This window comes from Kolteria novifilia (assembly GCA_007748055.1).
GTDB classification, from domain to species: domain Bacteria; phylum Planctomycetota; class Planctomycetia; order Kolteriales; family Kolteriaceae; genus Kolteria; species Kolteria novifilia.
On record CP036279.1, the window covers coordinates 5,495,280 to 5,518,985 of the forward strand.

The 23,706-nt window shown below is 61.6% G+C and carries 19 protein-coding genes; 7 read left to right on the forward strand and 12 right to left on the reverse strand.

Annotated features, from left to right (window positions below):
* Nucleotides 1-77 precede the first annotated feature (77 nt).
* The gene (locus tag Pan216_RS20120) at nucleotides 78-1,031 is read right to left on the reverse strand and encodes a hypothetical protein (RefSeq protein ID WP_145260762.1); all 954 of its coding nucleotides are present in this window, start codon (nucleotides 1,029-1,031) and stop codon (nucleotides 78-80) included.
* A 182-nt stretch (nucleotides 1,032-1,213) separates the two neighbouring features.
* The gene (acpS, locus tag Pan216_RS20125) at nucleotides 1,214-1,633 is read right to left on the reverse strand and encodes a holo-ACP synthase (RefSeq protein WP_145260764.1); all 420 of its coding nucleotides are present in this window, start codon (nucleotides 1,631-1,633) and stop codon (nucleotides 1,214-1,216) included.
* Nucleotides 1,634-1,883: 250 nt separating this feature from the next.
* Here acpS and Pan216_RS20130 point away from each other — a divergent pair, with 250 nt between their 5' ends.
* Entirely contained in the window at nucleotides 1,884-2,942 is a 1,059-nt protein-coding gene (locus Pan216_RS20130) for a peptidylprolyl isomerase (protein WP_145260766.1), read from the forward strand.
* A 117-nt stretch (nucleotides 2,943-3,059) separates the two neighbouring features.
* Here Pan216_RS20130 and Pan216_RS20135 read toward each other — a convergent pair whose 3' ends face one another.
* The 3 genes from Pan216_RS20135 to Pan216_RS20145 all read right to left on the reverse strand — a co-directional run bounded on the left by Pan216_RS20135 (nucleotide 3,060) and on the right by Pan216_RS20145 (nucleotide 8,273).
* Nucleotides 3,060-5,393 carry an efflux RND transporter permease subunit gene (locus tag Pan216_RS20135; RefSeq protein WP_145260768.1) on the reverse strand — a complete coding sequence of 778 codons (2,334 nt, stop codon included), beginning with the start codon at nucleotides 5,391-5,393 and terminating at the stop codon, nucleotides 3,060-3,062.
* Between the two features lie 301 nt (nucleotides 5,394-5,694).
* The gene (locus tag Pan216_RS20140; RefSeq protein ID WP_419192773.1) at nucleotides 5,695-7,701 is read right to left on the reverse strand and encodes a redoxin domain-containing protein; all 2,007 of its coding nucleotides are present in this window, start codon (nucleotides 7,699-7,701) and stop codon (nucleotides 5,695-5,697) included.
* Nucleotides 7,702-7,862: 161 nt separating this feature from the next.
* A complete protein-coding gene (locus tag Pan216_RS20145) occupies nucleotides 7,863-8,273 on the reverse strand; it encodes a hypothetical protein (RefSeq protein ID WP_145260770.1) in 411 nt (136 codons plus the stop codon).
* 247 nt (nucleotides 8,274-8,520) lie between these two features.
* Between Pan216_RS20145 and Pan216_RS20150 the strand changes: the two genes are divergently transcribed.
* Both Pan216_RS20150 and Pan216_RS20155 read left to right on the forward strand, forming a co-directional pair.
* Entirely contained in the window at nucleotides 8,521-8,892 is a 372-nt protein-coding gene (locus Pan216_RS20150; RefSeq protein WP_145260772.1) for a hypothetical protein, read from the forward strand.
* 69 nt (nucleotides 8,893-8,961) lie between these two features.
* Nucleotides 8,962-9,351, forward strand: coding sequence for an Hsp20/alpha crystallin family protein (locus tag Pan216_RS20155; protein ID WP_145260774.1), 390 nt, complete (start codon nucleotides 8,962-8,964; stop codon nucleotides 9,349-9,351).
* 281 nt (nucleotides 9,352-9,632) lie between these two features.
* On the opposite strand, the gene Pan216_RS20160 is transcribed toward Pan216_RS20155, so the two are convergent.
* The 4 genes from Pan216_RS20160 to dnaG all read right to left on the reverse strand — a co-directional run bounded on the left by Pan216_RS20160 (nucleotide 9,633) and on the right by dnaG (nucleotide 15,303).
* Nucleotides 9,633-10,907 (reverse strand): beta-ketoacyl-[acyl-carrier-protein] synthase family protein, encoded by a 1,275-nt coding sequence (locus tag Pan216_RS20160; RefSeq protein WP_419192774.1) that lies wholly within the window; start codon nucleotides 10,905-10,907, stop codon nucleotides 9,633-9,635.
* A gap of 119 nt (nucleotides 10,908-11,026) precedes the next feature.
* The gene (locus tag Pan216_RS20165) at nucleotides 11,027-11,614 is read right to left on the reverse strand and encodes a TetR/AcrR family transcriptional regulator (RefSeq protein WP_419192775.1); all 588 of its coding nucleotides are present in this window, start codon (nucleotides 11,612-11,614) and stop codon (nucleotides 11,027-11,029) included.
* Between the two features lie 201 nt (nucleotides 11,615-11,815).
* Nucleotides 11,816-13,492, reverse strand: coding sequence for an RNA polymerase sigma factor RpoD (gene rpoD / locus Pan216_RS20170; RefSeq protein WP_145260779.1), 1,677 nt, complete (start codon nucleotides 13,490-13,492; stop codon nucleotides 11,816-11,818).
* The gene (gene dnaG, locus Pan216_RS20175; RefSeq protein ID WP_145260781.1) at nucleotides 13,492-15,303 is read right to left on the reverse strand and encodes a DNA primase; all 1,812 of its coding nucleotides are present in this window, start codon (nucleotides 15,301-15,303) and stop codon (nucleotides 13,492-13,494) included. The genes rpoD and dnaG overlap by 1 nt, the downstream gene beginning before the upstream one ends.
* A gap of 1,007 nt (nucleotides 15,304-16,310) precedes the next feature.
* On the opposite strand from dnaG, the gene Pan216_RS20180 reads away from it, so the two are divergent.
* From Pan216_RS20180 to Pan216_RS20195, 4 genes are all read left to right on the forward strand, one after another.
* Nucleotides 16,311-18,812, forward strand: a complete 2,502-nt coding sequence (locus tag Pan216_RS20180) for an MASE1 domain-containing protein (RefSeq protein WP_145260783.1) — start codon at nucleotides 16,311-16,313, stop codon at nucleotides 18,810-18,812.
* A 24-nt stretch (nucleotides 18,813-18,836) separates the two neighbouring features.
* Nucleotides 18,837-19,367 carry a DUF2878 domain-containing protein gene (locus Pan216_RS20185; RefSeq protein ID WP_145260785.1) on the forward strand — a complete coding sequence of 177 codons (531 nt, stop codon included), beginning with the start codon at nucleotides 18,837-18,839 and terminating at the stop codon, nucleotides 19,365-19,367.
* Nucleotides 19,368-19,498: 131 nt separating this feature from the next.
* Nucleotides 19,499-20,824 (forward strand): UDP-glucose dehydrogenase family protein, encoded by a 1,326-nt coding sequence (locus Pan216_RS20190; protein ID WP_145260788.1) that lies wholly within the window; start codon nucleotides 19,499-19,501, stop codon nucleotides 20,822-20,824.
* Entirely contained in the window at nucleotides 20,821-21,996 is a 1,176-nt protein-coding gene (locus tag Pan216_RS20195; protein WP_145260789.1) for a pyridoxal phosphate-dependent aminotransferase, read from the forward strand. Before Pan216_RS20190 ends, Pan216_RS20195 begins: the two co-directional genes overlap by 4 nt.
* A 193-nt stretch (nucleotides 21,997-22,189) precedes the next feature.
* Here Pan216_RS20195 and Pan216_RS20200 read toward each other — a convergent pair whose 3' ends face one another.
* The 3 genes from Pan216_RS20200 to Pan216_RS20210 all read right to left on the reverse strand — a co-directional run bounded on the left by Pan216_RS20200 (nucleotide 22,190) and on the right by Pan216_RS20210 (nucleotide 23,701).
* A complete protein-coding gene (locus Pan216_RS20200; RefSeq protein WP_145260791.1) occupies nucleotides 22,190-22,507 on the reverse strand; it encodes a DMT family transporter in 318 nt (105 codons plus the stop codon).
* 62 nt (nucleotides 22,508-22,569) lie between these two features.
* Entirely contained in the window at nucleotides 22,570-23,277 is a 708-nt protein-coding gene (locus Pan216_RS20205) for a heme-binding protein (protein WP_145260793.1), read from the reverse strand.
* A gap of 181 nt (nucleotides 23,278-23,458) precedes the next feature.
* Nucleotides 23,459-23,701, reverse strand: coding sequence for a hypothetical protein (locus Pan216_RS20210; RefSeq protein ID WP_145260795.1), 243 nt, complete (start codon nucleotides 23,699-23,701; stop codon nucleotides 23,459-23,461).
* Nucleotides 23,702-23,706: the final 5 nt, after the last annotated feature.

Genomic DNA, 23,706 nt, shown 5'->3' on the forward strand with positions numbered 1-23,706 from the left:
CGATGAAGTTCACGTTGGTGAGCCACACGCCCGACCTTCCGGTGTCAGGCAGATAGCCTGATCTACGGGGGAACGGACTATTCGTCGCCCGAGCGAAGGGTCATTTCCTCGATCTTGAGCGACTCGACCACCTCGCCGTCGGCGGAATGGGTAATCACCGCGGTGGGCGTGAGGGTGCGGATGTCGATGTACCAGTGACGTTGCCGCTTGGGAAGTGACGACGAAGTCTCCTCGATGTCGCGCCAGAGGTGGTAGGCCGGATTGCCGTCAACCACCGCGTAGGTCTCGATCTTTAGCTCCGAGTCGCCATAACTCTCGTCGAGTTCGGAGAGCCACGTTTCGGGGAGGAACTTGAGAATCGGATGGGGACCGGGCGCCGTACCGGGCTCGAGGGCATCGATCGTCACTTCGGCACTCGGCAAACCCGGTTCGTCGCTGCCAAGGCGAACTTTGCCGGGAATCTCGGAGGACTTGGTGTTTAGCACGACCCTTCGGCCGAGCCGAGCTTCGTCGCGCCACTGGAGCACGACCTCACCGGTGTCGCCGTCGGCTTCGATCTCGATCAGCTCGACATCGGAACGTCCATCGGGGCCGCGCCACCGACGGACCAACTCCGCGGAGTAGCCGTTGGCCGAGGCGAGTCGTTCCTTGGCGGCGGCGACCAGGGCCTTGGCGGCGGGGGCCGGTTCCATCCCCTTGGGCGGCTCCAGGCGGGGGCCGGCCATTGGCGGGTAGAGCCGAACGATCTCTTGAGGGACCTTCGGCCCGGAGGAGTCGGTGGCCGCGACAGCCGGGGCCTTCGAGTGGTCGGTGGTGGGAGTCGTTCCACCGGCGAGACCGCGAAGTCGCTCGCGCCGCGGCGAGTCCTCGGTGTAGGGGCTGGGGCGTCCGCGGCTACCGTCGACGAGGATCACGTCCTTCTTGTCGAGTGCGGTTTTCCAGGGAGCTTGACCTCCCATGGAACACCCCATCGCCAGGGACATCCCCGCGAGCAACCACCAACGGTCCCGTCTGATTCCGGGCCGATTCATGAATCCGTCCTGCGCTTTGGATCGGAAAGGGTCGGCTCATGGCCCGGCTCGAATGAACCGCGCCGCCACGAAGTTGCCGACGCCCGCCATGATAGGATCTTTGGCGAATTTCGCGTAGCCCCGAAAACGGCTAAAGCGGGAGACGCGGGCAAAGCGGGAGCGATTGGGTTGGCTTGAGACGGTTAGGAGGTTTCGGGCGGCGGCGGGGTCGACTCGACCGGCCGGCCGGTCGCGATCGCGAAGCCGACCGCATAGGTGCGGCAGTGGGAAATGCTGATCAAGATGTCGTCAATATTCTGGCGAACGGCGTGTTGAGCCGCCGCTCCGCCCAGGTGAACGATCGGTTTGCCGGCGACGTCGTTGACCACTTCCATGTCGAGCCAACTGATCCCCTTTTGCCAGCCGGTGCCGAGCGACTTGAGGATCGCCTCCTTGGCGGCCCAGCGTCCGGCGAAGCGCTCGACGGCATTCTTGTGGGTTTGGCAGTAGTCGATCTCGCGGGAGGTAAAGACCCGTTCGAGGAAGAGCTCGCCGTGGCGCTCGACCATCTTGGCAATTCGGGAACACTCGGCGATGTCGGTACCGATGCCGACGATATTCATCGCGGAAACCTCAACGAAGGCGGAAGACGAACGCGGTGACGAAGCGAGTTCCCGCTCCATCGAACGACCGTCCGCCGGTCGGCCAGCGACTTTTGGCTACTCCAGCACGCGTAGAGCTAGATCGCGTTGACCAGGATCTCGAAGTCTGGTTATAAGCGGCCCGCTTCCGCCGACCAAGGCGATCGTGGGTCCGACTCATCTGGAGCGCGACCTGGGGACGAGGGAAGACTGGATAGACAAAGGAATTCCGATGGCTCGATGGGCAACTCGATACGCGATTCTCGTCGTCGTGGGCATCACCTCCGCGCTGGCTCCTCATGCCGAGGCTGCCGACCTGATCCCGATCTTCTCGAAGAAGAAGACGACGAAGGTAACGACCACCAAGGAAACGCCGGCCGAGCGCCCGGAACAGATCGTCGCCGAGGTCAATGGCGAGAAGATCACGCGGGACATGCTCGCCGATGAGCTAATCGACAACCACGGCGAACAGCAGCTCGACGCGATGATCAACCGACTCATCATCGCCCAGGCCTGCCGCGAGAACAACATCGACATCACGCGCGAGATGATCGAGGAAGAGATCGCCAAGCGAACCAAGCAGCTCAACCTGACGCGGCGAGAGTTCGTTCAGCGCGTCCTCGCCTCGCGTGGCATCTCGATGGGCCAATACATTCGCGACACGATCGCCCCCGCCCTGGCCCTCAAGGCCCTCTGCGAGGACAAGATCGAGGTGACCGACGAGGATCTGCAGAAGGCGTTCCAAGCGACCTACGGCGAAAAGGTCGAGGTCCGCATGCTGATCGTTCACGAATTGCGTCGTGCCCACGAACTGTGGGAAGAGGTCAACAAGGTCAAGGGGACCAAGGAGCGACTGCAACGCTTCGAGGATCTCTGCAAGACCTACTCGGTCGACCAGGCCTCGCGTCCCTACGGCGGCAAGACCCAGCCGATCAGCCGTCACTCCGGCTATCCCGAGATCGAGGATCTCGCGTTCGGTTTGGAGCCGGGCGAGCTGAGCAAGATCGTTCAAGTGCCCAACGGCAACATGATGCTGCTCTGCGTTCGCCGGGTCGAGGAGCGGACCGACGTGACGCTCGACTCGAAGGCGACCAAGGACTCCGACGACACGGTTCGCGACTACCTGACGAAGGGACTTAACGACCGGAAGCTTCGCCGTGAGATCGCGACCTTCTTCGAGTCGCAGCGCGAAGCGGCCATCGTCAACAACTACCTGACGGCCGACTTCGACGCCAACGCGGTCGTCAACGGCGTCACCAAGCCCAAGGCGGCCAGCCCGAACGCGAACTAAGCGAGCAGACAACGCCGCGATACGACGGCGTCGCGTTCACATCACGTTGGTGAACGTGGCGTTTCCCACGCGTCAATCGACACGGCGAGCCTGAACGAGCACCGATGGCCCCCTCGTTTAAGAGAGGGACTCGGCTTCGCGATCGTTCGAGGTATCGCCGTCGTTCTCTTTCTTGCTGTGCCCCCGCCCCAGGAAGGTCGCGAGCATCGCGGGAAGGAAAAGAAGATCGCCCAGCAGCGCCGAGCTGATGGTGGCGCTCGCCATGGAACCGAAGGTTTGGTGGCCGGGCATGTCGCTCATCAAGACAATGGAAAAGCCCGCCACCAGAATGATCGTCGTCATCACCAGCGCGGTTCCCACCGTCAGGAAGGTGCGACGAATCGCCTCCTCCCAATGATGCCCCTCGCGTAGCTCGCGCTGAAACCGCGTCATGAAGTGAATCGTGTCGTCGACGGCGATGCCCAGACAGACCGTGAAGGCGCAAACGCTCGCCATCGTCAGCGGCTGCCCAAGCAGAACCAGCAGCGCCCCGGTCGCCGCCAAGGGGAATATGTTCGGGATGATCGTGATCAATCCGATGCGCAGCGAACGGTACACCACCGCCATCACCGCGAGAATGATCAGCGTCGCCGTCCCGAGACTGGCCGTCAGGTCAACGACGATCAAGTAGAGTTCGCGCGTCCGTCGGACGGGACCGCCGTCGAGGTCGAACGTGAATCCGGGATGACGCGTGCCAAGGTCGGCGAGGCCCTGCTCGATGCGTTGGAAGACCGGCTCGTAGGCCGCGGTCCCCCGATCTTGAACCCGCACCACCACCCACGCGGTCCGATCCTTGTCTCGAAGGAAGAACCCCTTGAGTCTCTTCGGCAACAGCGAGAGGAAGGTCATCTGCGTGTCATGGTCGTCCTTGTCGCCGGGGAAGAAGGCGAGCAATCCGCGGATCGAGAGGGGATGCTGAACCAGCGGTTCGGTCCCGACGAGTTCTTCGACGTCGATGATCGCTTGGAGGATCTCGCCATCGTCCTCCTGGAGCGACTTGGGCCACGTTACCTCGATGCGCGCGAATTCGATGCCGCCGAAGGCCTCATCGCAATAGGCCAACGCCTTGTAGGCGTTGGTGGAGGCCGGCATCGCGTCTTCCAGCCGGTTGTCCGGACGCAGCGTCGAGGAAACCAGCAGCAAGCCGATCGTCGAGAGAATCGCCATCGTGCTGACGAAGCGGTGGTGCCGCAGTATCCAATCGATGGCACTACCACAGCGTCGCAAGGCCCACCCAATGAGATCGCGCTCTTGGCCGCGTTCGATCGTTCCGCCGATCCATTGGAAGCTGGTCAGCAACGGCACCAGCGTGACGACGGCCGTGAACGAAATCCCGACCCCCATCGCGCAGACGCGACCGAAGTCCTGGACGAATTCCGAACTCGCGGTCAGCAGCGAGAGAAAGCCGATCGCCGTGGTCAGCGAGGTGAGCAGACAGGCTGGACCGACATCGCGAATCGCCGAGGCGGCGGCCTCGAGCGGCGTGTCCCCGAGCGCCCGGCGTTGACGGACATGGACGACGAGGTGGACGCTGTCGGCGAGCCCGACCAGCGAGAGCAAGACCGGCAAGACCACGTTGGCCAGTTCGTTGATGTAGACCCCCGAAAGTTCGATCAACCCAAACGCCCAGAAGATCCCAATCGCCGGCCCGCTCGCCACGACCAGCACGGCGGTCAGCCCTCGGAAGAGAACAATCGACAACAGCAAGATCATGCCGTACCCGGCGATGCGGTAGAACCACTGGTTGCGTTTGAACGCCGTCCGGGTCGCGAGGTAGAGCGGGACGTTCCCGGTGATCTGAACGCGGGGAATGTCGACGAGTCCGCTCTTCGAGGCGGAGGCCTCGAGCGCTTGCCGAGCCGTTTCCAGTACGCCCTCGGTACAACTTGCGTCATCGTCGACGAAGAACCAGTCGTAGACGATCGGCATCATCAGGGTTCGGCCGTCAGGCGAGAGGAGCTGGCCGACGATCAGCGGATGTTCGAGGAGTTCCTCGCGAGCCTCGAGGAAGGCCTCGGGCGAGGAGCCGTTTGGTGGAATGAGCGGGTCGGCGATGCCGAAGACGTTGAGCATCGGGATGCGATCGACCCAGAAGACGGTATCGACGATTTCCATTCCCTCGACCGCGTCGACCATCGAACGAATGGCGGCCATCGTCGCGGGATTGAACAGGTCGTCCCCATCGACGACCAGGAAGGCTTCGCTTCGGCTCAGGTCAAACGAGTTGGTAACCCGCTCCGACTGCGTCGGCCGTTGGATCTCTCGGTCGCCGACACGGGCCTTGGTCGGTTTCGAGACGGTCTCGGGGAGATAGCCGGTCAAGGCGACGGCGCTGACCAAGACCATGCCCAATGCGATCCACGGTCGGTGACGCGCGAGCAATTCAGCGAGATATGCGGTGGGTAGCCTCACGTCGCTTCCGTTCGCCCCCAAGGTAAATCGTGGCAGGTATGGGTGGACCAGTGTCCTGATTGGCGGGTTCGTTCCATGACACCTCGTTCCCGATTCGTGCGGGAGTGTGCTGCATCAGAGGCGTTTCCCGCATGCCACGCGAGCGTGGGCAAGGCACCCAAGAGTCTTTTGGGCAATGAACTAGCCAATCAGGGCACGAGTGCATCGTCAAGACCTGATGTTCGGGTGCCACCGGCCGCTTGTCAGCCAGTGCGAACGAGCTACATCACCGGCAACCCGAAATGAGACACTTGACAGCACACTAGTTGAGTTTGCGTTTGGCGAGGGCGCGAGCTTCCTCGAGGGTGATCGATCCGTCGCGATCGCGGTCGAACCGTTTGAAGGCGAAGAGGGCGAAGGCCTCGGGGACCTCGTGACGACGGATCACACCGTCGCCGTTGTGGTCGTGTCGCTTCATCAGTTGCTCGGCGATCTGTTCGACCTTGGCGAGATCCTCGGGCTTCTTGGTTCGCTTGCGCTTCGCCCACATCTTCTCCACGGTCCCCTTGGGAACCGCGACCTCGAAGAAGCCGATCATCATCTCTTCCCAGGTCTGCTCGCCCCAACGGACCGGGGCGGCCGGGTCGGGATTATTGGGATTCTCGACGGAATTGTCGAAGGTCGCGACGCATTCGACCTGAAATCCCTCGTCCGTGTCGATCGGTTGGGAAAGAACGTAATTGTTCTGCCAATTGAAGTCGTAGTTGGGGATGTCGAGCATGATCTCCGACGAGCCGTCCGGGTGGTGGGCGATGAAGCGGAACGACTTGCCGCGAAGGTGCATGTGGGGACTCATCGCCAAGAGTCGCCCTTCTTTCGGAAAGCGCGTGTAGACCTTCGTCACCTCGTGGTCGCCGGCATGGGGCGGGATCTCGAACTTCGACTCCGCGGCGAAGAGCGTGATCAATTCCTCGCTCACCTGGTCATCGTCGACGAAGCAGAGACCGATTTTGGTCAAGTCCTCCTGCACACTCCCAACCGGCGTGTAGTGCATCTGGAAGATGAGCTTCGAACCGGCGGGGACGAATCGAGCTTGGCCCGGCTCGAGACGCCATTGTCCTTGGCCGGGAACGTAGCCCGCGAGGAAACCGAGACCGCGCTTGCGATTCTCCTCCGGGGGACTGATGAAGATGATCGCATGGTGAACGACCGCGCGGTTGCCCGGAACGATGTCGGCGGCACAGACCCACTTGTCTTCGGTGAAGCCGGGATCGATTGCGTAGTACTGGTAGTCAACCACGCCCTCGGCCGGTACGACGAAGGGCTTGTCGCGCATCGCCAGCACCAGGTCCGGCTCGCGCGGGAGCTTCCAGCCATCGACGAAGTCTCGCGGCGAGGGGGCCTTCTTGGGATCGCCCTCGGGGGCTCCGTTCTCGACCCAGCGATTGACAAGCTCTTTCTCCTTGGCGGTCATCAATCGAGCGTTGGCGAACGAACCATGCTGCGGGTTCGCGTGCCACGGCGGCATCCGCTGCTCGTTGACAACCTCGGCGATCGTCTCGGCCCAACCCGCGACTTCCTCGTAGTTCGTCAACTCGAAGGGGGCGATGTCGCCGTCGCGGTGGCATTCGACGCAGCGCCGCTGGAAGATCCGCGTGATCTGGTGATGGAAAGTGACGTCGCTGTCAGGTTTCGGCTCGCGGCGCCGACCGATGAAGCAGCCGATCGCCTCGGTCTCCGGAGTCGACACTTCCTTGCCGGCGAGCAGTTCCTCCAAGGCGACCTTCAAGTCACGCCGCTTCGGCTCGTCCCGGATGTACCCGATCCCGTAGCGATCATCGACTCGGCCACGGTAACGCACCGTGCGATCCCCGTCGAGCACGACGACTTCAGGCGTCCGCTTGGCGTTAAGGGCATCGGCCAGCCGGTGGCCGGGATCCTTAAGGAGAGGAAACGTTAGCGAATGCTCGCGCGAGTAGCCGGCGATGTCCAAGAGAGAATCTTGAACGTTGGAGTCGATCCCGAGGAGCGTGACGCCTCGCTTTTGGTACTCATTGGCGAGTTTCGAGAGTTCGGGAGCATAGAGTTTGGCAAGCGGACACTCGACACCGAGAAAGCAGAGGACCACCGGCCGGGCCTTCTCTTTCTGGTACTCCCCGAGCGTGGTCGTCCCGCCGAGCGGACGCTGGAGTTCGATCGACGAAAGATCGTCCGCCCGGACGCTCGATCCGAGCAACGCGAAGGCGGCAATCGCCACGGCCGTCACGGAACGGATCCATCCCTTGGGGTGACTGGTCCAGTGGGTCTTCTCCATACTCGACTGCGTCATCGCCGTCCTCGTCAATTGAAGTCGTCCTGCTCGAGCCACGATCACGTCGGCGCATCGTATTGCTCTAGGAAACCATTCTAGCGATTGAAGAGTGTACCCAAGTCGGGTCTCCCCGGTTTCGCGACGGCGGAAGGAAAGGGGACAAAGCAGCGGAAGGGAGGTCAATCGAACTTGAGGGGCCGACTTTTTACCTCTTCGAACCACTCGCTGGTCTTCTCGCCGATGTCGATGTCGGTTTCCTGGAGAATCCACCAGCGGATCAACTTCCATTTGTGCTCGAGACTGGTTTGCTGAAGCATCGTGACCCAGATGCCCTGATTAAGAAAGAAAATGGCGACATCGTCACCACTTTTGGGATTTTTGCAAACCCCGTAGATCCCCCGGAGTACGCCCTGGAAGACTTTCGCGGCATGATCGACCGGGCCCGCCAACCGCTCCTTCTGGGTCGCCAGGAAGATCAGCTTGGCTCCCAGCTCGCCGGTCCGCGAGGTGAAGAGGTACTCGCAAAGCTGCGTAAGTGCTTGTGGAGCATCATGATGGTGCAACATCCAGATCGCGGGAATCTCATTCATCGCCCGTGACCACCGCTCGGCGATCGCTTCCCACAGGTCGTCGATATCCGAAAAATGTTTCCAAAACGCCTGTCTTCGGACTCCACCAGCCTCCGCTAGTGCATTCGGTGTGAGCCTAAAGATGCCATTGTCTAGCAAAATCTGGATTCCCAGAGAAACCCACTCTCGCTTCTTCACGAATCTCTCCGGTTACTCGTAGCAACTATTAGAAACAATGAGATAAACTGAGAACGAGGGGAACAACGCCATGATACCGAACACGAAGAAACGACGACGTCGCTCCGCACGGATCGATCGCCTCAATCAGGCGGTCCACCACGCTTGGGAGCGAGGGCTTGCCAGTACTTCTTTGCACTTGTCCGCGAAACAACACCTGCTTTTATCGGCGTTACAAGTCGCTGGGCAAGCCAGTCCCGAAAACCTTTCGTTCGCGACCGACGTTGAGTTGCGGACCACACGACAACTCCTGGAAAACTACGCCATCGAAGGAACCGTGGAGCGATTCGGGGACGAGTATGCTCTGACCACCATGGGCCATGACATGATTCGGCAGTACGAACAGGAGGAATTGCAGCCCTTACGCAACGAACTCTCGTCCCTTGGCCGCGACTACTTCTGAGCGGTCGGCGTCCCGACGCGGACGCCGCGGCCTTGCGAAGAAGACGCCGCCTCGCAATCGGAGGTTGTCATGAACATATTGGAAAGGCTCGGCCAATGGTTCCGGCTCGACGGAAACCGTCGCCGCACGGGGGCGAGATCCCAACAAGATGGGTTCTCCGAAACCCACACGTCGCCCCCAATCCAGTTCACCAAGACGGGAACGATGGTCATCGCCAAGGTGGAGGTCGGCGATGCGACTCCCAGCGACGTCCGCGTCGACGTCAGCGAGGAACACCTTCGCATTCGGGTGTCGCACCGCTTCAATCATCGCGTCATGCTGCCGGTGATCGTCAATCCCGAGCGCTGCGACATGCAGCTCCGCGATCAGCATCTCACGATCTACCTTTCGCGTCCCGAGCCGAAGGCGAAGAACGACCTTCTCGACATGGCGGAAAGCCAGATCGCGTTCTACTCGTAAGCGTTGGAAGCGCCCTCGCCCCACCTGATTCCACTTCCGATCGAGGCTGGCGAGGAGCATTTCCCCCTCCGTGCGCTCCCCACTCGCAATGCACTCCTCCGCACAGTACCCTTCGATCAGCCACGTCCCGCGCCAACGTAGCCAGCCCAAGCCAGAGCCGACTTTCGAGACGGAGCACGAGTCCACAGTCAAACGTCTGACTTCGGGTTGCCAGTGACGCGACTCCTTCTCACTGGCTGGCAAGCAGCCAGCGGCACCGGAATACCAGGTCCGGACGGAGCCTAGCATCGGCCGAAGACGAGCGCCACGTTTTGACCACCGAAGCCAAAACTGTTCGAGAGGGCGTTCTCGATCCTCGTATCGCGAGCGGTGTTGGGAACGTAGTCGAGGTCGCATTCGGGATCGGGGGTCTGGTAGTTGATTGTCGGCGGCAGGGTGCTGTCGTTGATCGCGCGGAGCGTGGCGATCGCCTCAACCGCACCGCCGGCGGCGACCAGATGGCCGAGCATGCTCTTGATGCTGGAGATGGGGAGTCTCTTGGCGTGCTCCTCTCCGAAGACACTCTTAATGGCGAGCGTTTCGGTGCGATCGTTGACCTCGGTACTGGTTCCGTGGGCGCTCAGGTAGTTGATCTCCGACGGATCGAGCCGAGCGCTTCGCAGGGCCGAGCGCATTGCGGCCGCCGCTCCCCGTCCAGCCGGGTGCATGTCGGTGACGCGGTAGGCATCCGCCGTCGCGCCGTAGCCGAGCAATTCGCCATGAATCCGGGCCCCGCGCCGACGCGCGTGTTCGTACTCCTCGAGAACCAGGACACCCGCTCCTTCGCTGAGCACGAACCCGTTGCGATCGCGATCGAAGGGCCTCGAAGCCTCTTGGGGATGATCGTTGCTCGTCGACATCGCGTGCAGGAGGCAGAACCCGGTGACCGCGAGGGGATGGATCATGCTGTGGCTTCCGCCAGCGATCATCAGGTCGGCTTCGCCGCGTCGGATCACCTCCGCGGCCTCGCCAATGGCTTGAGCGGCCGCCGCGCACGCAGTGACGCAGTTGGAGTTGGGCCCTTGGGCATCGAAGAGCTCGGCAATCTGCGCGGCCGCGTCCTCCGGCTCCTGCTCGCTCTCGCTGTATGGATCGATCTCGCGAATCCCGAGCCGGAGAAACTGCGAGCGATCGACTCGCCCCCCCTCTTGGTCACAGCTTCGGTGGATCAACGACGCCAAGAGGGGAAGATCGGTTCGCCCTTCCCCCGACCCAAGATAGACGCCGGTCCGTTCCGGTTGCCGGGGCGACTCCTGAAAGCCCGAATCGCAGACCGCTTGAAGGGAGGCGGCAAGACAGAACTGTGCGTTGCGTCCAAGCGTCGCGAAACGCCGGGCGAGTTCCAAGGAGTAGTCCTCAAGGGAGAAACCGCTGACTTCCCCGGCGATACGGGTGGGAAAGCTTTGGGCGTCGAAGAGCGAGATCGGTCCGATGCCACTTCGCCCCTGGCAGAGCGACAGCCAGGTCGAGGAGACATCGTTGCCAACGGGCGTCACGCAGCCGAGCCCGGTCACCACGACACGTCTTCCTCTGGGGTCCAAGCTCTGGCCACGACGGGTAGCGGTCATCGTCACCTCCTGAGATATCAGGTAGCGTATATATTCCAGACCGACTGATCAATAATGACTGGCGACCGCTAGCCGAGCAGACGAAGCGTCGACTTGACGACGTCCCGTCGATGTTCGCGGTCGACCTGAAGTCGCGCGAGAAGCGAGAGACCGACGATGGTGGTCGTCAACGTGCGGGCAAGTGACGTCACGTCAAGGTCTTGCGTCACCTCTCCTCGGTCGACGGCGCGCCGGAGAGCTTGCGCGAAGGCTTCCTCAATGGAAGCGAGTCCGTCGCGAACGATCTGGGCGATCTCCGGATCCCGCATGCCGAACTCCGCCGAGGCATTGCAGAGAAGACAGCCGAGGACTTGCTGGTCGCTGGGTACGTCGACGAGCGCTTCGAGCGTCTGACGAATCCCCGCCAAGGGCGAGTCGGCCGCTCCGAGCATGACGATCAAACGATGTGGTGATTGGGTCTCGACATAGTGACGAACGGCCTCGAGAAAGAGCGAACGCTTGTCGCCGAAGGCGCAGTAGAGACTTTGACGGGCAATATTCATGGCCGAGAGCAACTCGGAGAGTCCGGTCGCTTCGTACCCGTTGCGCCAGAAGACTTGCATCGCCTTCTCGAGTGCTTCCTCACGGTCGAACTCTCGTGGCCTGCCCCGGTTCATGCTGAGATTCTCCGGTTTTTTGCGGGACATTCAAGCAGGCCGCCAAACTTCGTCCTCCTCGCGGCGTTTCACGGGTGGAAGTCTCGGCTGGCGATCGAGTTCATCAGGGAAGCGCTGCGGCAAGAACGAGATCGGGGAACGCAAGCGGTACTCACGTCCCCCGAAGAGCGTCAGTGGTGATAGGCGTATCGCCGGTCCGGGCTACTTGCGGGCGGCGAGGTCGAGGAAGCCTTCGAGCTGTCGGCTACGAACGGGATGCTGCAGCTTCCGCACCGCCTTGGCTTCGATTTGGCGAACGCGTTCGCGGGTCACTTTGAAGATTCGCCCAACTTCCTCAAGGGTGTAGGTGTAGCCGTCGCCGAGCCCGTAGCGGAGCTTGATAATCTCCCGCTCGCGGTAGGTCAGCGTCTTGAGGACGTTGTCGATCTTCACCTTGAGCATTTCCTGCGTCGCGGCGTTGACCGGCGATTCGACGCGGCCATCCTCGATGAAGTCGCCGAAGTAGCTGTCCTCACTCTCGCCGACGGGTCGGTCGAGGCTGATCGGGTGGCGGGAGATCTTGAGCACCCGACGCGTCTCCTCGACGCTGATCCCGGCGGTCGTGGCGACCTCCTCGATCGTCGGCTCGCGGCCCATCTCCTGGAGCAGCTTCTTGGAGACGTTTCGCAGCTTGCTCATCGTCTCGATCATGTGGACGGGGATACGAATCGTCCGAGCCTGGTCGGCGATCGCTCGCGTGATCGCTTGGCGAATCCACCACGTGGCGTAGGTGCTGAACTTGTAACCGCGACGATACTCGTACTTGTCGACCGCCCGCATCAGGCCGGTGTTGCCTTCCTGGATCAAGTCGAGGAAGCTCAAACCGCGATTGCGGTACTTCTTGGCGATCGAGACGACCAGGCGGAGGTTGCCGCCGGAGAGTTCCCGTTTGGCTTGCTCGTAGTCGACGAAGCGACGCTGCATCTCGGCACATCGCTTAGCGAGTGTCTTGGGCGTCTCGAGCGTCATGAGCATCAAGTCGCGAAGTTCCTTCTCCGCGTTGGCTCGTTCCTCCTTCGAGGCCCGACACTCCTTGAGCCGACGAAGCTCTTCTTTCAATTCGCCCATGCGAATAGCGATCTGGCGAAGCTTCTTCATCATCGGCTGGATGCGCTGGGTGCGGACGCTGAGTTCCTCGACGAGCGTGACGCACTTGCGGCGGCGGAATTTCAGATGACGATGCTGCTTTTCCTTCTCCGGTCGCGGCGTCCGCTTGGAGATCAGCTTGCGGAAGCTGTCGGCGTTCTGGGTGAGGAGAAAATCGAGCGTCGCGAGGTTGAGCGGCATCCGCCCGAGGACTTGGTCCTTCTCGAGGTTCTCGGTGACCGAGACTTTGACGGTGCGGTCGAAGGGAAGCTCGCCGCGGTGGACCTGATGGAGGACGTTGACCGCCAGGCGAAGAGCGTAGTCGCACTCGAGGACTTTTCGGCGGAAGGCTCGGCGGGTGACTTCGATCTTCTTGGCCAGCGCGATTTCCTCTTCCCGCTTGAGAAGGGGAATCTCGCCCATCTGGGTGAGGTACATGCGAACCGGGTCGTCGATGTGACGCGAGGAATCTTCCTCCTCGGTGGGAGTGTACTCCTCCTCGGCATCGATGTTCCTGGCCGGGGTGGACGTATCCTCGACGGTGACTTGCAGGTCGGTCTCGCGGTCCTCGGCGTCGGCTTCGTCGATGACCTCGACCCCTTCCTCCTCGAGCTGCGAGAGGAGTTGATCGAGTTTCTCCGGATTGTTGAGGTCCTCGGGCAAGGTCTCGTTGACCTGGGTGTAGGTCAGAAACCCTTTGCGGCGACCTGTCTCGACCAGTCGCTTGAGAGCCTCGTCCACGCCTTTGTCCATCAGTTGCTCCCTTGATTCTCGACGACTCGGCCGGCAAGCCGGCCCAAGACCGCTAGATGGTCGTTCACCTGCTCGTGGACGGGGTTGCCGCCGAGTCGCTGGCCTTCAGCCCTGGCTGACTCAATCCGGCGTTTCTCCGTCAATCGGAGTTTGATGTTCTCCAACCCTTGCTCGTACTGTTCGTCCCCGATGCCGTTCATCGAGACCAAATCCAAAAAATCATTCATGAACGGGTCATCGCCCATTCGTTCACGAAGTCGATCGTGTGTCGCTTCTTCCTCGAGGTCGCTCGCGAGGTCGTAGACGGCTTGGACGAGCCGCCGGACGCGCGGATCCTCGAAGTTCTCCGCGGAGATCAGTTCCTTCAGCTCCAGCGACCGCCACGGCCTGGTCGCGAGCCATTGAATCTGCTGAAAATCATCGCCGACGACACGAATCGGCCGCTCGGATGATTCCTCGTGTAATTTCGCCGGTTCCTGTCCGAACCGCCCCCCACGGCGACGAATCTCGGTGAGGCGACTGCGAAGTTCCTTCTCGTTGATGCCGAAGGAAGACGCCAACTGGCTCAACGCCAAGTCGAAGCTCACCGTCCGATCGCCCATAGTCATTGTGGGCACTTCGGCCAGGATCGGCAAAACCTCTTCCATCGCCAAGCGCCGCCCTCCCAGCGTCGTCGTGTCGAAACGACTCCGGGCGATCGCCAATTGATAGTCGAGCGCATTGCCCGACCGGTCAACCTCGGCTTCGAGCGCTTGGCGACCTTGCTGGCGAAGAAAGTCGCACGGATCCAAGCTGTCGGGCAGTACGCAAATGTTCAAATCAAGTTCGCCCGCCAGGAAAAGCGAGGTCGCTTTCCGGGCGGCGTTCTGTCCGGCCACATCCCCATCGAACATCAGGACCACTTGATCGGCGTACGTCTTCAGCCGGGCCACGTGTTGGGCCGTCAATGCCGTGCCGCAAGTCGCAACCGCGTTGGACACCCCCTCTTGGTAGGCCATCAGGCAGTCGGTATAGCCCTCCATCACGATCAGCCGACGCGGCGTTCCCTTGGGGCCGCGCAGCGATTTGGACGCGTAGTCGAGTCCGTAGAGAATTTGGCTCTTGTTGTAGACCTCCGTGGCGGCGGTGTTGAGATACTTGGGTCCTCGATCGGCCTCTTCCCGACCGGGGAGGAGGCGTCCGCCGAAGCTGACGACTCGTCCGCGCTCGTCGCGGATCGGAAAAAGGAGTCGCCCGCGAAACGTGTCGTAGTGCCCGCCTCGCTGGCCTTCCTTAATCAATCCCGCACTCAGCGCGAGCTTGACGTCGACATTCGCGGACTTCATCCGACCGATCAACCAATCGAAGCGTTCCGGAGCGAACCCGAGGCCATGCTCCTTCGCGACCGACTCACTGAGTCCTCGCTGTTCTAAATATTGCCGCGCCTCGGCCCCGACGTCGGAGTTCCATAAGCAGTTTTCGAACTCTTTTGCGGACCAGGCGAGCACGCGAACCATCGCTTCGACACGACTGGCACGACCGTCACTCTTTTGGCGAAGCGCAATGCCCGTCTTTTCCGCGAGACGCTCCAGCGCCTCGCGGAAAGTGATACGTTCACTGTCTTCGATGAATTTGAAAACATCTCCCTTGGCGCCACACGCCCAACAGCGGTAGTTCTGATGCTCGGGAGAAACCTGAAGCGAAGGCTTGGTGTCTTCGTGGAATGGGCATAGGCCGCGAAAGATGTTCCCGCAGCGTTCGAGCTGGACGTATCCGCCGATGATGTCGACGATGTCAGCGGCCTGCTTGACGGCAGCTACGGTTTCATCCAAGTCTTCACCCTATGGGAAGCGCTGCCTCGATGCACATCCTGTGCGAGCCGGACGTTTCCAGCGTCACGTGCCATCAGCCCTGACGGCCAGCGCAACACTGTAGACCAGCATCAACTCTAGCCTTGTAATCGTAGGGCGCCTCGGGAATTGGGTCAAGCTAACCCGCCCCTATGACGTTAGTTACTGTTCGGTCAACAGAGCCGCTCCGAGATACTTTTCAACAAACACCGGCCCCTTCTGCTCCCGCGATGGACGCCAACAGTCTCCCCCAGACGTCGCCCCCGGACAGTCTTCAACCCAAAAGCGATCATCACGAGCCATCCGCCACTCCGAGACCAAAGGTCAAACGTCAACTGGTCGCGGTCCTCCTCCCACCCCGCGTTCAGCCGATCGGGCCGATGGTGCAAGTAGATGCCAAGCCGCCAACGGCGACTCCCACCATTCACGACCGGGAGTATCAACTCCACTGGATCGACACGAAACAAAAGGCAGGGCAACGCGCGGGAAAGACCGGCCGCTCCCCTGCCCAGAGTTGACCCAAAGAACCCACGCGCGAGGCGAATCGCCCCAGTTTCAATGAGGTGGAACCCGAATCCTCACGTCGTCATCGACACCCTCGCGGTGGTGCCCTCAGATTCGCACAATCAGCCGAAATTGGGCTCTATCTGTCAGTTCCCGCCCCGAAGTGGTCTCATCGTCCCCTATCCAGATGACCCACCGGCAGCACGGGGGATCTCGCCAAAGACACCGATTTTCAATGTGTTTTCGGGGAAAGACACAAGGGCTGTTGGTGTTGTCCTCACCCTTACCTCTATAATTGGAGTCGAATTGTAGTTGCACTTTAGACGCGTTCGAGTCGAACGCGATGATCACATGGCAGTAAACGGGCCGGGGGGTCGCCTTCCAGTCTTCGCAAAACTCGAAAAGGACGCCGAGGAGCCATCGGGCGTTCTCCAAGGCAACGTCAAGTGAACTCGTCCCGTTTCTCTTGAAGTGAGCACTCATTGATGCGTCCTCGTGGACGGTATGTCATTGAACTCTTGGGAGTCGCGATCGCCTACTTCCTCGCGGGAAGACTAGGGCTCTACATCTCCTCGATCCACCACAGCAACGTCAGCCCCGTCTGGCCCGCGGCCGGCGTCGGGCTCGCTGCCGTGCTCCTACTCGGGATCCGCGTCTGGCCGGCCCTCTCGGCCGGGGCGTTTCTCGTCAATCTCTCCACCCACGCGGGCCTCTTCTTCTCCCTGGCGACGGCGGTCGGCAACGTCCTCGAACCGGTCGTGGCGGCTTACCTTCTCAAACGCGTGTGCGACTTCCGCAACTCGCTCGAACGTCCGGTCGACGTGCTCAGCCTGATCTCCGTCGCGGCGGTGCTAAGCACCATGATCTCCGCGACCATCGGCGTCACGGCGCTCTATCTCAACGGGCAGGTCTTCCCCGAGAACATCCCGGAGACTTGGTGGGCGTGGTGGCTGGGCGACGCCGCGGGGATCTTCGTGATCACGCCTCTGCTCCTGACGTGGTGCACCCCGCCCAGCTTCGAATGGCCGAAACGGACTGAGGAGTTGATCGCCATCGCGGCGACGATTCCCACGGTGATGATGATCACCTTCGGCCCCTGGCTCTTCGTCTCCGAAGTGGAGCATCCGCTTGCGTACCTGACCTTCCCCACGCTCCTGTGGGCGGGGATGCGGTTCGGGCTTCGCGGCGCCTCGACGACCTCCTTTCTTTTCGCGATGGGCGCGGTCTTTTCGACGAGCATCGGACTCGGCCCCTATCATCTGGAAGCGATTCCCAAGAGCATTTCCCTGCTCTGGCTCTTCTTGATCGTGGAGTCGACCACCGGCCTGCTGATCGCGGCGATGACGACCCAACGCTATCTCGCGGAACAGTCGGTTCGCGACAGCGAATTGCTCTACCGGGTCACGTTCCAGGACAACCGCGCCATCAAGCTGCTTTTCGATGCCGAGACCAAGCAGATCGTCGAAGCCAACCCAGCCGCTTGCGACTTCTACGGCTATTCCCGTGAGCAATTGCAGCGGATGCGCATCCCCGACATCAACATGCTCAGCGAGGAAGCGATCGAGAAGGAGATGAAACGGGCGCGTCGCTCCCCCAAGGAGTCGTTCCTCTTTCCCCATCGGCTCGCGACCGGAGAAGTCCGCTACGTCGAGGTCTTTCCCAGTTCGCTCGAGTTCAAGGGACGACAGCTCTTCTTTTCGATCATCATCGACGTGACCGATCGAGAGCTGGCGATCGAGGAACTGCGCCAAGCGAAGGAGACGGCCGAGGCGGCCACGCGAAGCAAGAGCGAGTTCCTCGCCAACATGAGCCATGAGATTCGCACCCCGATGACCGCGATTCTCGGATTCGCCGACGTGCTGCTCGAGGATGACGCGATTCGCGCGGCCCCCGACGAGCGCCTGCGCGACCTGGCCGCCATCAAGCGCAACGGCCAGTACCTCATGCATATCATCAACGACCTTCTCGACCTCTCGAAGATCGAGGCCGGTCGCATGGACGTCGAACGCATCGACATCGACTTGCCCGAATTGATCAGCGAGATCATTCAACTCATCCGGGTGCGCACCCTCGACAAGGGGCTCACCCTCCGAGTCGTCCCCAACACGCGAATCCCGGAGACGATTTGGTCCGATCCACTCCGCTTGCGACAAATCCTGATCAACCTTCTCGGCAACGCGGTCAAGTTCACCAGCGAGGGGCAAATCACCCTCGGCATTTCCTGCTTCCCCGGCACCCTCTCGGGCACGATCCGTTTCGACGTCGACGACACCGGCATCGGCATGACCGACGAGCAACTCTCGAGGATCTTTCGCCCCTTCTCCCAGGCCGATTCCTCCACCACCCGCAAGTACGGCGGGACCGGACTCGGCTTGGCGGTCTCCAAACGGCTGGCGGAAATGCTTGGGGGAGACATCACCGTCGAAAGCCAGATCGATGTCGGCAGTACTTTCAGCCTCACGGTCGACACTGGAAAACTCGACGATGTCGAGTGGCTCTCCTCGCTCAGCCCAAAGACGGAACTGCCGTCGAGTCCAAGCGTCGAGGAGGCCCCGACGGTGGCGACGCTCGATTGCAACGTCCTGCTGGCCGAGGATGGACCCGACAACCAGCGTCTGATCTCCTTCCATCTCCACAAGTTGGGTGCGCGGGTGACCATCGCCCCCAACGGCGCCGAAGCGGTCGGCTGTGTCCTCAGCGCCGTCGAGAAGGACGATCCGTACGACATCATCCTGATGGACATGCAGATGCCGATGATGGATGGCTACTCCGCCACCGAGTGTCTTCGTGCTCGCGGCATCGTGACGCCCATCATCGCGTTGACGGCCCACGCCATGGAAGGAGACCGCCGCAAGTGCCTCGACGCCGGCTGCGACGACTATGCGACCAAGCCGATTCAACGCGAACGCTTGCTGCAGTCGATTCGCCATCAACTCCAACAAGCGGGAACCAGGCAACTCGACCTCGTTCGAGCCGAGCGCCGTTGAGCCGCTAGCGGGACGAACCGTTTGATGGCATCCCTGGTCAATTTCATCGCGTTCCAAACGGCATGGTTCGCGTGCATTCTCGACGCGAAGCTGGGCGTGGGCTGGCTCGGCGTCGCCGCGGTTGGCGTGGTTGTCGTCCTCGAGACGGCTTTGGTGACCCGCCGCGCCCGCCACTTGGCGTTCCTAATGCTGGTCGGACTTCTGGGAACCGCCATCGAGTCGACAATGGTCTCGATCGGTGCCTATGGATTTCGAAACCCTTCGCCGATCCCATGGCTCTGCCCGCTGTGGATCTCGGCGATGTGGGTAAACTTCGCCACCACGGTCGAAGGATGCCTGGCGTGGCTGCGGCACCATCGGGCCTGGGCGTCCTTGCTCGGGCTTCTGGGTGGCCCCGTGAGCTACTGGGGCGGTCAGCGAATGGGTGGCATGGAGTTTCACTGGGGAACGGTCCCGACACTACTCGTGATCGGGTTGGTCTGGGCAGTGGCGACTCCGCTGGTGTTTTGGCTTTCGACCCTCCCCGTCTTCGACGGCGGCGAGCGGCTCTGGTGATTCCCAAGTCGGCCTCCATCGGGAACGAAACGCCGTCCTCGGTCCTCCTTCCCGTCCGACCCGTCTTGCCTTTTTTGTGATGATCGTTTAACAGTGCGGGTTTGGGCTGCGTTCGGACGAAGGATTCTCGCATGCGCATCACCGTGATCGGCACCGGCTACGTCGGCCTGGTGACCGGAACTTGTTTCGCTGAATCAGGAAACGACGTCATCTGCGTCGACATCGACGCCGAGAAGGTCGCCCGACTCCGGGAGGGAATCTCCCCCATCTACGAGCCGGGACTGAGTGAGTTGCTCGTCCGCAACATCAAGGAAGGACGCCTGCAGTTCACCACCGACCTCACCGAGGGCATGACCGACTCGGCGTTGGTCTTCATCGCGGTCGGCACCCCGCAGGGCGACGACGGGGCGGCCAATCTCAACGCCCTCTGGGCCGTCACCGATCAGATCCGCGAGACTGCGACCGAACCGAAGATCGTCGTCGTCAAGAGCACCGTCCCCGTCGGCACCAACGCGAAGGTCCTCGCTCGCCTCAACAAGGAGAGCAAGCACGTTCATCGCGCGGCGAGCAATCCGGAGTTCCTCAAGGAAGGCTACGCCATCGAGGACTTCATGAAGCCCGATCGCGTCGTCGTCGGCGTGCGGGAGCCGGAAGTCGCCAAGGTCCTGGAGGAACTCCACCGGCCCTTCCTACGAACCAATCATCCTTTCCTGAGCATGACACCCGAAAGCTCGGAAATGACCAAGTACGTGGCCAACTGCATGCTCGCCACGAAGATCTCCTTCATCAACGAGATGGCCAACCTCTGCGAAGCCCTTCAAGCCGATATCAACGATGTCCGCATGGGAATCGGGCACGATCGCCGCATCGGGTTCCAGTTCCTCCATCCCGGCGTCGGCTACGGCGGCTCCTGTTTCCCCAAGGACGTCCGCGCAATGATCGCCCTGGCCGAGCAAAAGGGCCTACCCGCCCAGATGCTGCGCGGCGTCGATCAGATCAACGAGGACCAAAAGCATGTCCTTTTCCACAAGCTGACCGAGATTTTCGGCAAGGAGATGAGCGGGCGAACGATCGCGATCTGGGGTCTCGCGTTCAAGCCACGAACCGACGACATTCGCGAGGCACCCTCGCTCGTACTCATCGACCATCTTCTCAAGGCCGGCGCGAAGGTCCGCGTCCACGACCCGGAAGCTCGTGAGAACGTCAAGGAAATCTACGGGTCGAGGCTCACCTACTGCGACCGCGCCTACGGAACCCTCGAAGGGGCCGACGCGCTGGCGATCGTCACCGAGTGGAACGAGTTCCGCAATCCGAACTTCGACGTCATGAAGGCGCTGCTCGAACGCCCGGTGATCGTCGATGGGCGGAACCTCTACGAACTCGACCAGATGCGCGAGCTCGGCTTCACCTACCACAGCATCGGACGGGCGACCGTCAATCCCGAGGGAGTTTCGTGAGCGTCCTATCCGATCGTATCGCCGGTTGCCTCGACTCGGCCTCGCTGGTCCGCAAGATGTTCGAGGAGGGAGCCCGGCTCCGAGCCGAATTCGGCGCCGATGACGTCTGTGATTTCTCCCTCGGCAATCCCCACCTGGAGCCGCCCAGCGAGTTCAAGGACCAGTTGCGGGAACTCGCCACCGATCCGGCCCCCGGCGCCCATCGCTACATGCACACCTCCGGCTATCCCCACGCCCGTGAGGCGGTAGCGTGCTCGGTCAGCCAGCGCGAGGGGGTCGAGGTGCCGTCGAGTCACGTGGTGATGGCGACGGGAGCGGCTTGCGGACTGAACATCGTCCTGCACGCGCTGCTCAATCCGGGCGAAGAGGTGATCATCCTCGCGCCGATCTTCCCCGAATATCGCTTCTACATCTTTCACTCCGGCGGCGAGTGCCGGATCGTCCCGTCCAAGCCCGACTTCGATATCGACCTCGAGGCCCTCGCCGAAGCGATCAGCGAGAAGACGCGCGCGATCATCATCAACTCGCCCCACAATCCGACCGGTCGTGTCTACCCCGAGGAGAGCATCGACGGGCTCACGAAGCTTCTCAAGGAAAAGAGCGACGAGTTGGGCCGTCCGATCGTGCTCATCGCCGACGAGCCCTACCGGCGGCTGGTCTACGACGGCGTTGAGGTCGCCCCAGTGCTACCTCGCTACGAGTCAACCATTCTCGTCGCCTCCTTCTCGAAGGATCTTGGGCTGGCCGGCGAGCGAATCGGCTACGTCGCGGCTCATCCCTCATTCCCAACGGAGTTGATCGAGGGAATCTCCTTCTGTCTTCGAACGCTTGGGTTCGTCAACGCGCCGGGGCTGATGCAGCGGGTCATCGCGGAAGTGATGGATGCCTCGGTCGACCTCCCGGCCTACAAGCACAACCGCGACCTCTTCTATGAGGGACTCACGGAGATCGGTTACGAGGTCGTGAAGCCGGAGGGGGCGTTCTATCTCTTTCCCAAGACGCCGCTCGAGGATGACCGGGTTTTCTGCAAGCGGTTGATGAACGAGCGCGTCCTCGCGGTTCCCGGCAGCGGCTTCGCGGCCCCCGGGCACATGCGCATCTCTTACGCCGTCAAGCCCGAAGTCATCGAGAAGGCCCTTCCCCGATTCAAGACCGCCTTCGAGAACCCCTAACCCTCGCCAACTTCCCGCGTACCAAAACGCCGGATGGCGAGTCTCGGGTGCCATGCTCACGCTTGCGTGGGCATGCTCAAAAGACTCACGCTTGCGTGGGCATGCTCAAAAGACTCACGCTTGCGTGGGCATGCTCGAAAGACTCACGCTTGCGTGGGCATGCTCGAAAGACCGTCGATCCAACAACCGCCTCTCAGTGACCGCGGAGGTTGATCACGACGACCCCGACAATGATCAGCACGATGCCAATGAGCTTGAGGACGTCGAACTCTTCCCGAAAGTACGTGAAGCCGATCAACGCCGCGATCGCGGTCCCGACCCCTGACCAGATCGCGTAGGTCAGCGACAGCGGGATCCGCTGCATGACGAAGACGAGCGTCACGAAGGCCAAGCCGTAGAAGGGGAAGATCGCGATCGAGGGCACGACCTTGGTGAACCCCTCGGAGAGCTTCATGCACACCGTGCCGCAGACTTCCAACACAATCGCCACCGCCAAGAGCAAACCGGCCATCACCCCCTCCTTTTGCGTGCCAAGGAGGGTGTTGTATGGGCCACCGCCACGGTGGCCGATCGTTATCGAGTTGATTCGGGCGCCCGTTTCACCGGCAACTGGATCTCTGAGTAACGCTTGCTCGCTGGGATCCCCGGACTGTTGTAGCCCAAGTAGCGAATCGGGCCGGCGGCCACCAAGTCGGGTCGCTCGGCGAGCGTCTTCCGCAGCTCTTTCTCGAGCTGGTTCATCTTCTCCCCGGTGAGATCACCCTGGTAGGCTATGCTCAGTACCGTCATCGCCGGCATGTCGGCCACCTTGATGAACCGATCTTTTTTCACCTCGCCCATGGTCGGCTTCTCCATGACGAAGTGCATTCGCTCCATCCCATAGGGGAACCCCTTCGCCGGCGTCGGAAAGTCCTTCGGTTCGTTCATGATCACCGGGGCGGTCATTTCGTGCTTGTGCGTCTTAAGGTAGGCGAAACAGATCCAGAACGCGCCATTGCCCGTCGCCGAGTACGTCCGAGCGAGGGGGTATTGCTTTTCGACCACCTTTCCGACTTCGCTCGGTGGTGGAAAGCCCTCGGGCAGCGGCGCTTCGGCGATGTAGCCTTCGGGAAGGTTGACGGCTTGCGAACCGCCCCCCGACTCAGCCGAAGCCGGCGAACCATCTCGAGTCGCCTCCTGCCCCGCTTGAGAAGTGCTCAATCCCGATAGTCCGAGGACAAACAGACCAGCGACCCCGACGAACACCCCGAAGGTCAACCGGTGAATCTGAGTCCATCCCATGGTGACAGCTCCTGGTTCATGAGGTGGAGATGACGCCTCACTCTAGGAATCGCTGTCAAGCACCGGGGGCTCCCTTCTCTCGCGCGGCGGCGGGGCCGAGGGAACCGAACCGATTCAGCGGCGAGGGGGCGGTACGGGAAGCATCGCGGAGAACCGGCCCTGATCAAAGGGCCTTGTCGCATCAACCGTCGCCAATGCTCGCGGCGTCATCCTCGACAATGATCAGTTTGTGAGGGGCCACCCGCTCTCTCAGTCGAGCGATCGCTTCGGACTCGGTTCGCTCGACCCCGGGCTGGAGGTAGATACAAATCGCGTCCTCGGCGGAACGCATTCCCATCCCATGGATACCATGCTTCCCCAGGAACTCCCCACGAAGCGAGGCCTTCAACTGGCGAAGCGTTTCCTTGCATTCATCCTCGGACATGTCCG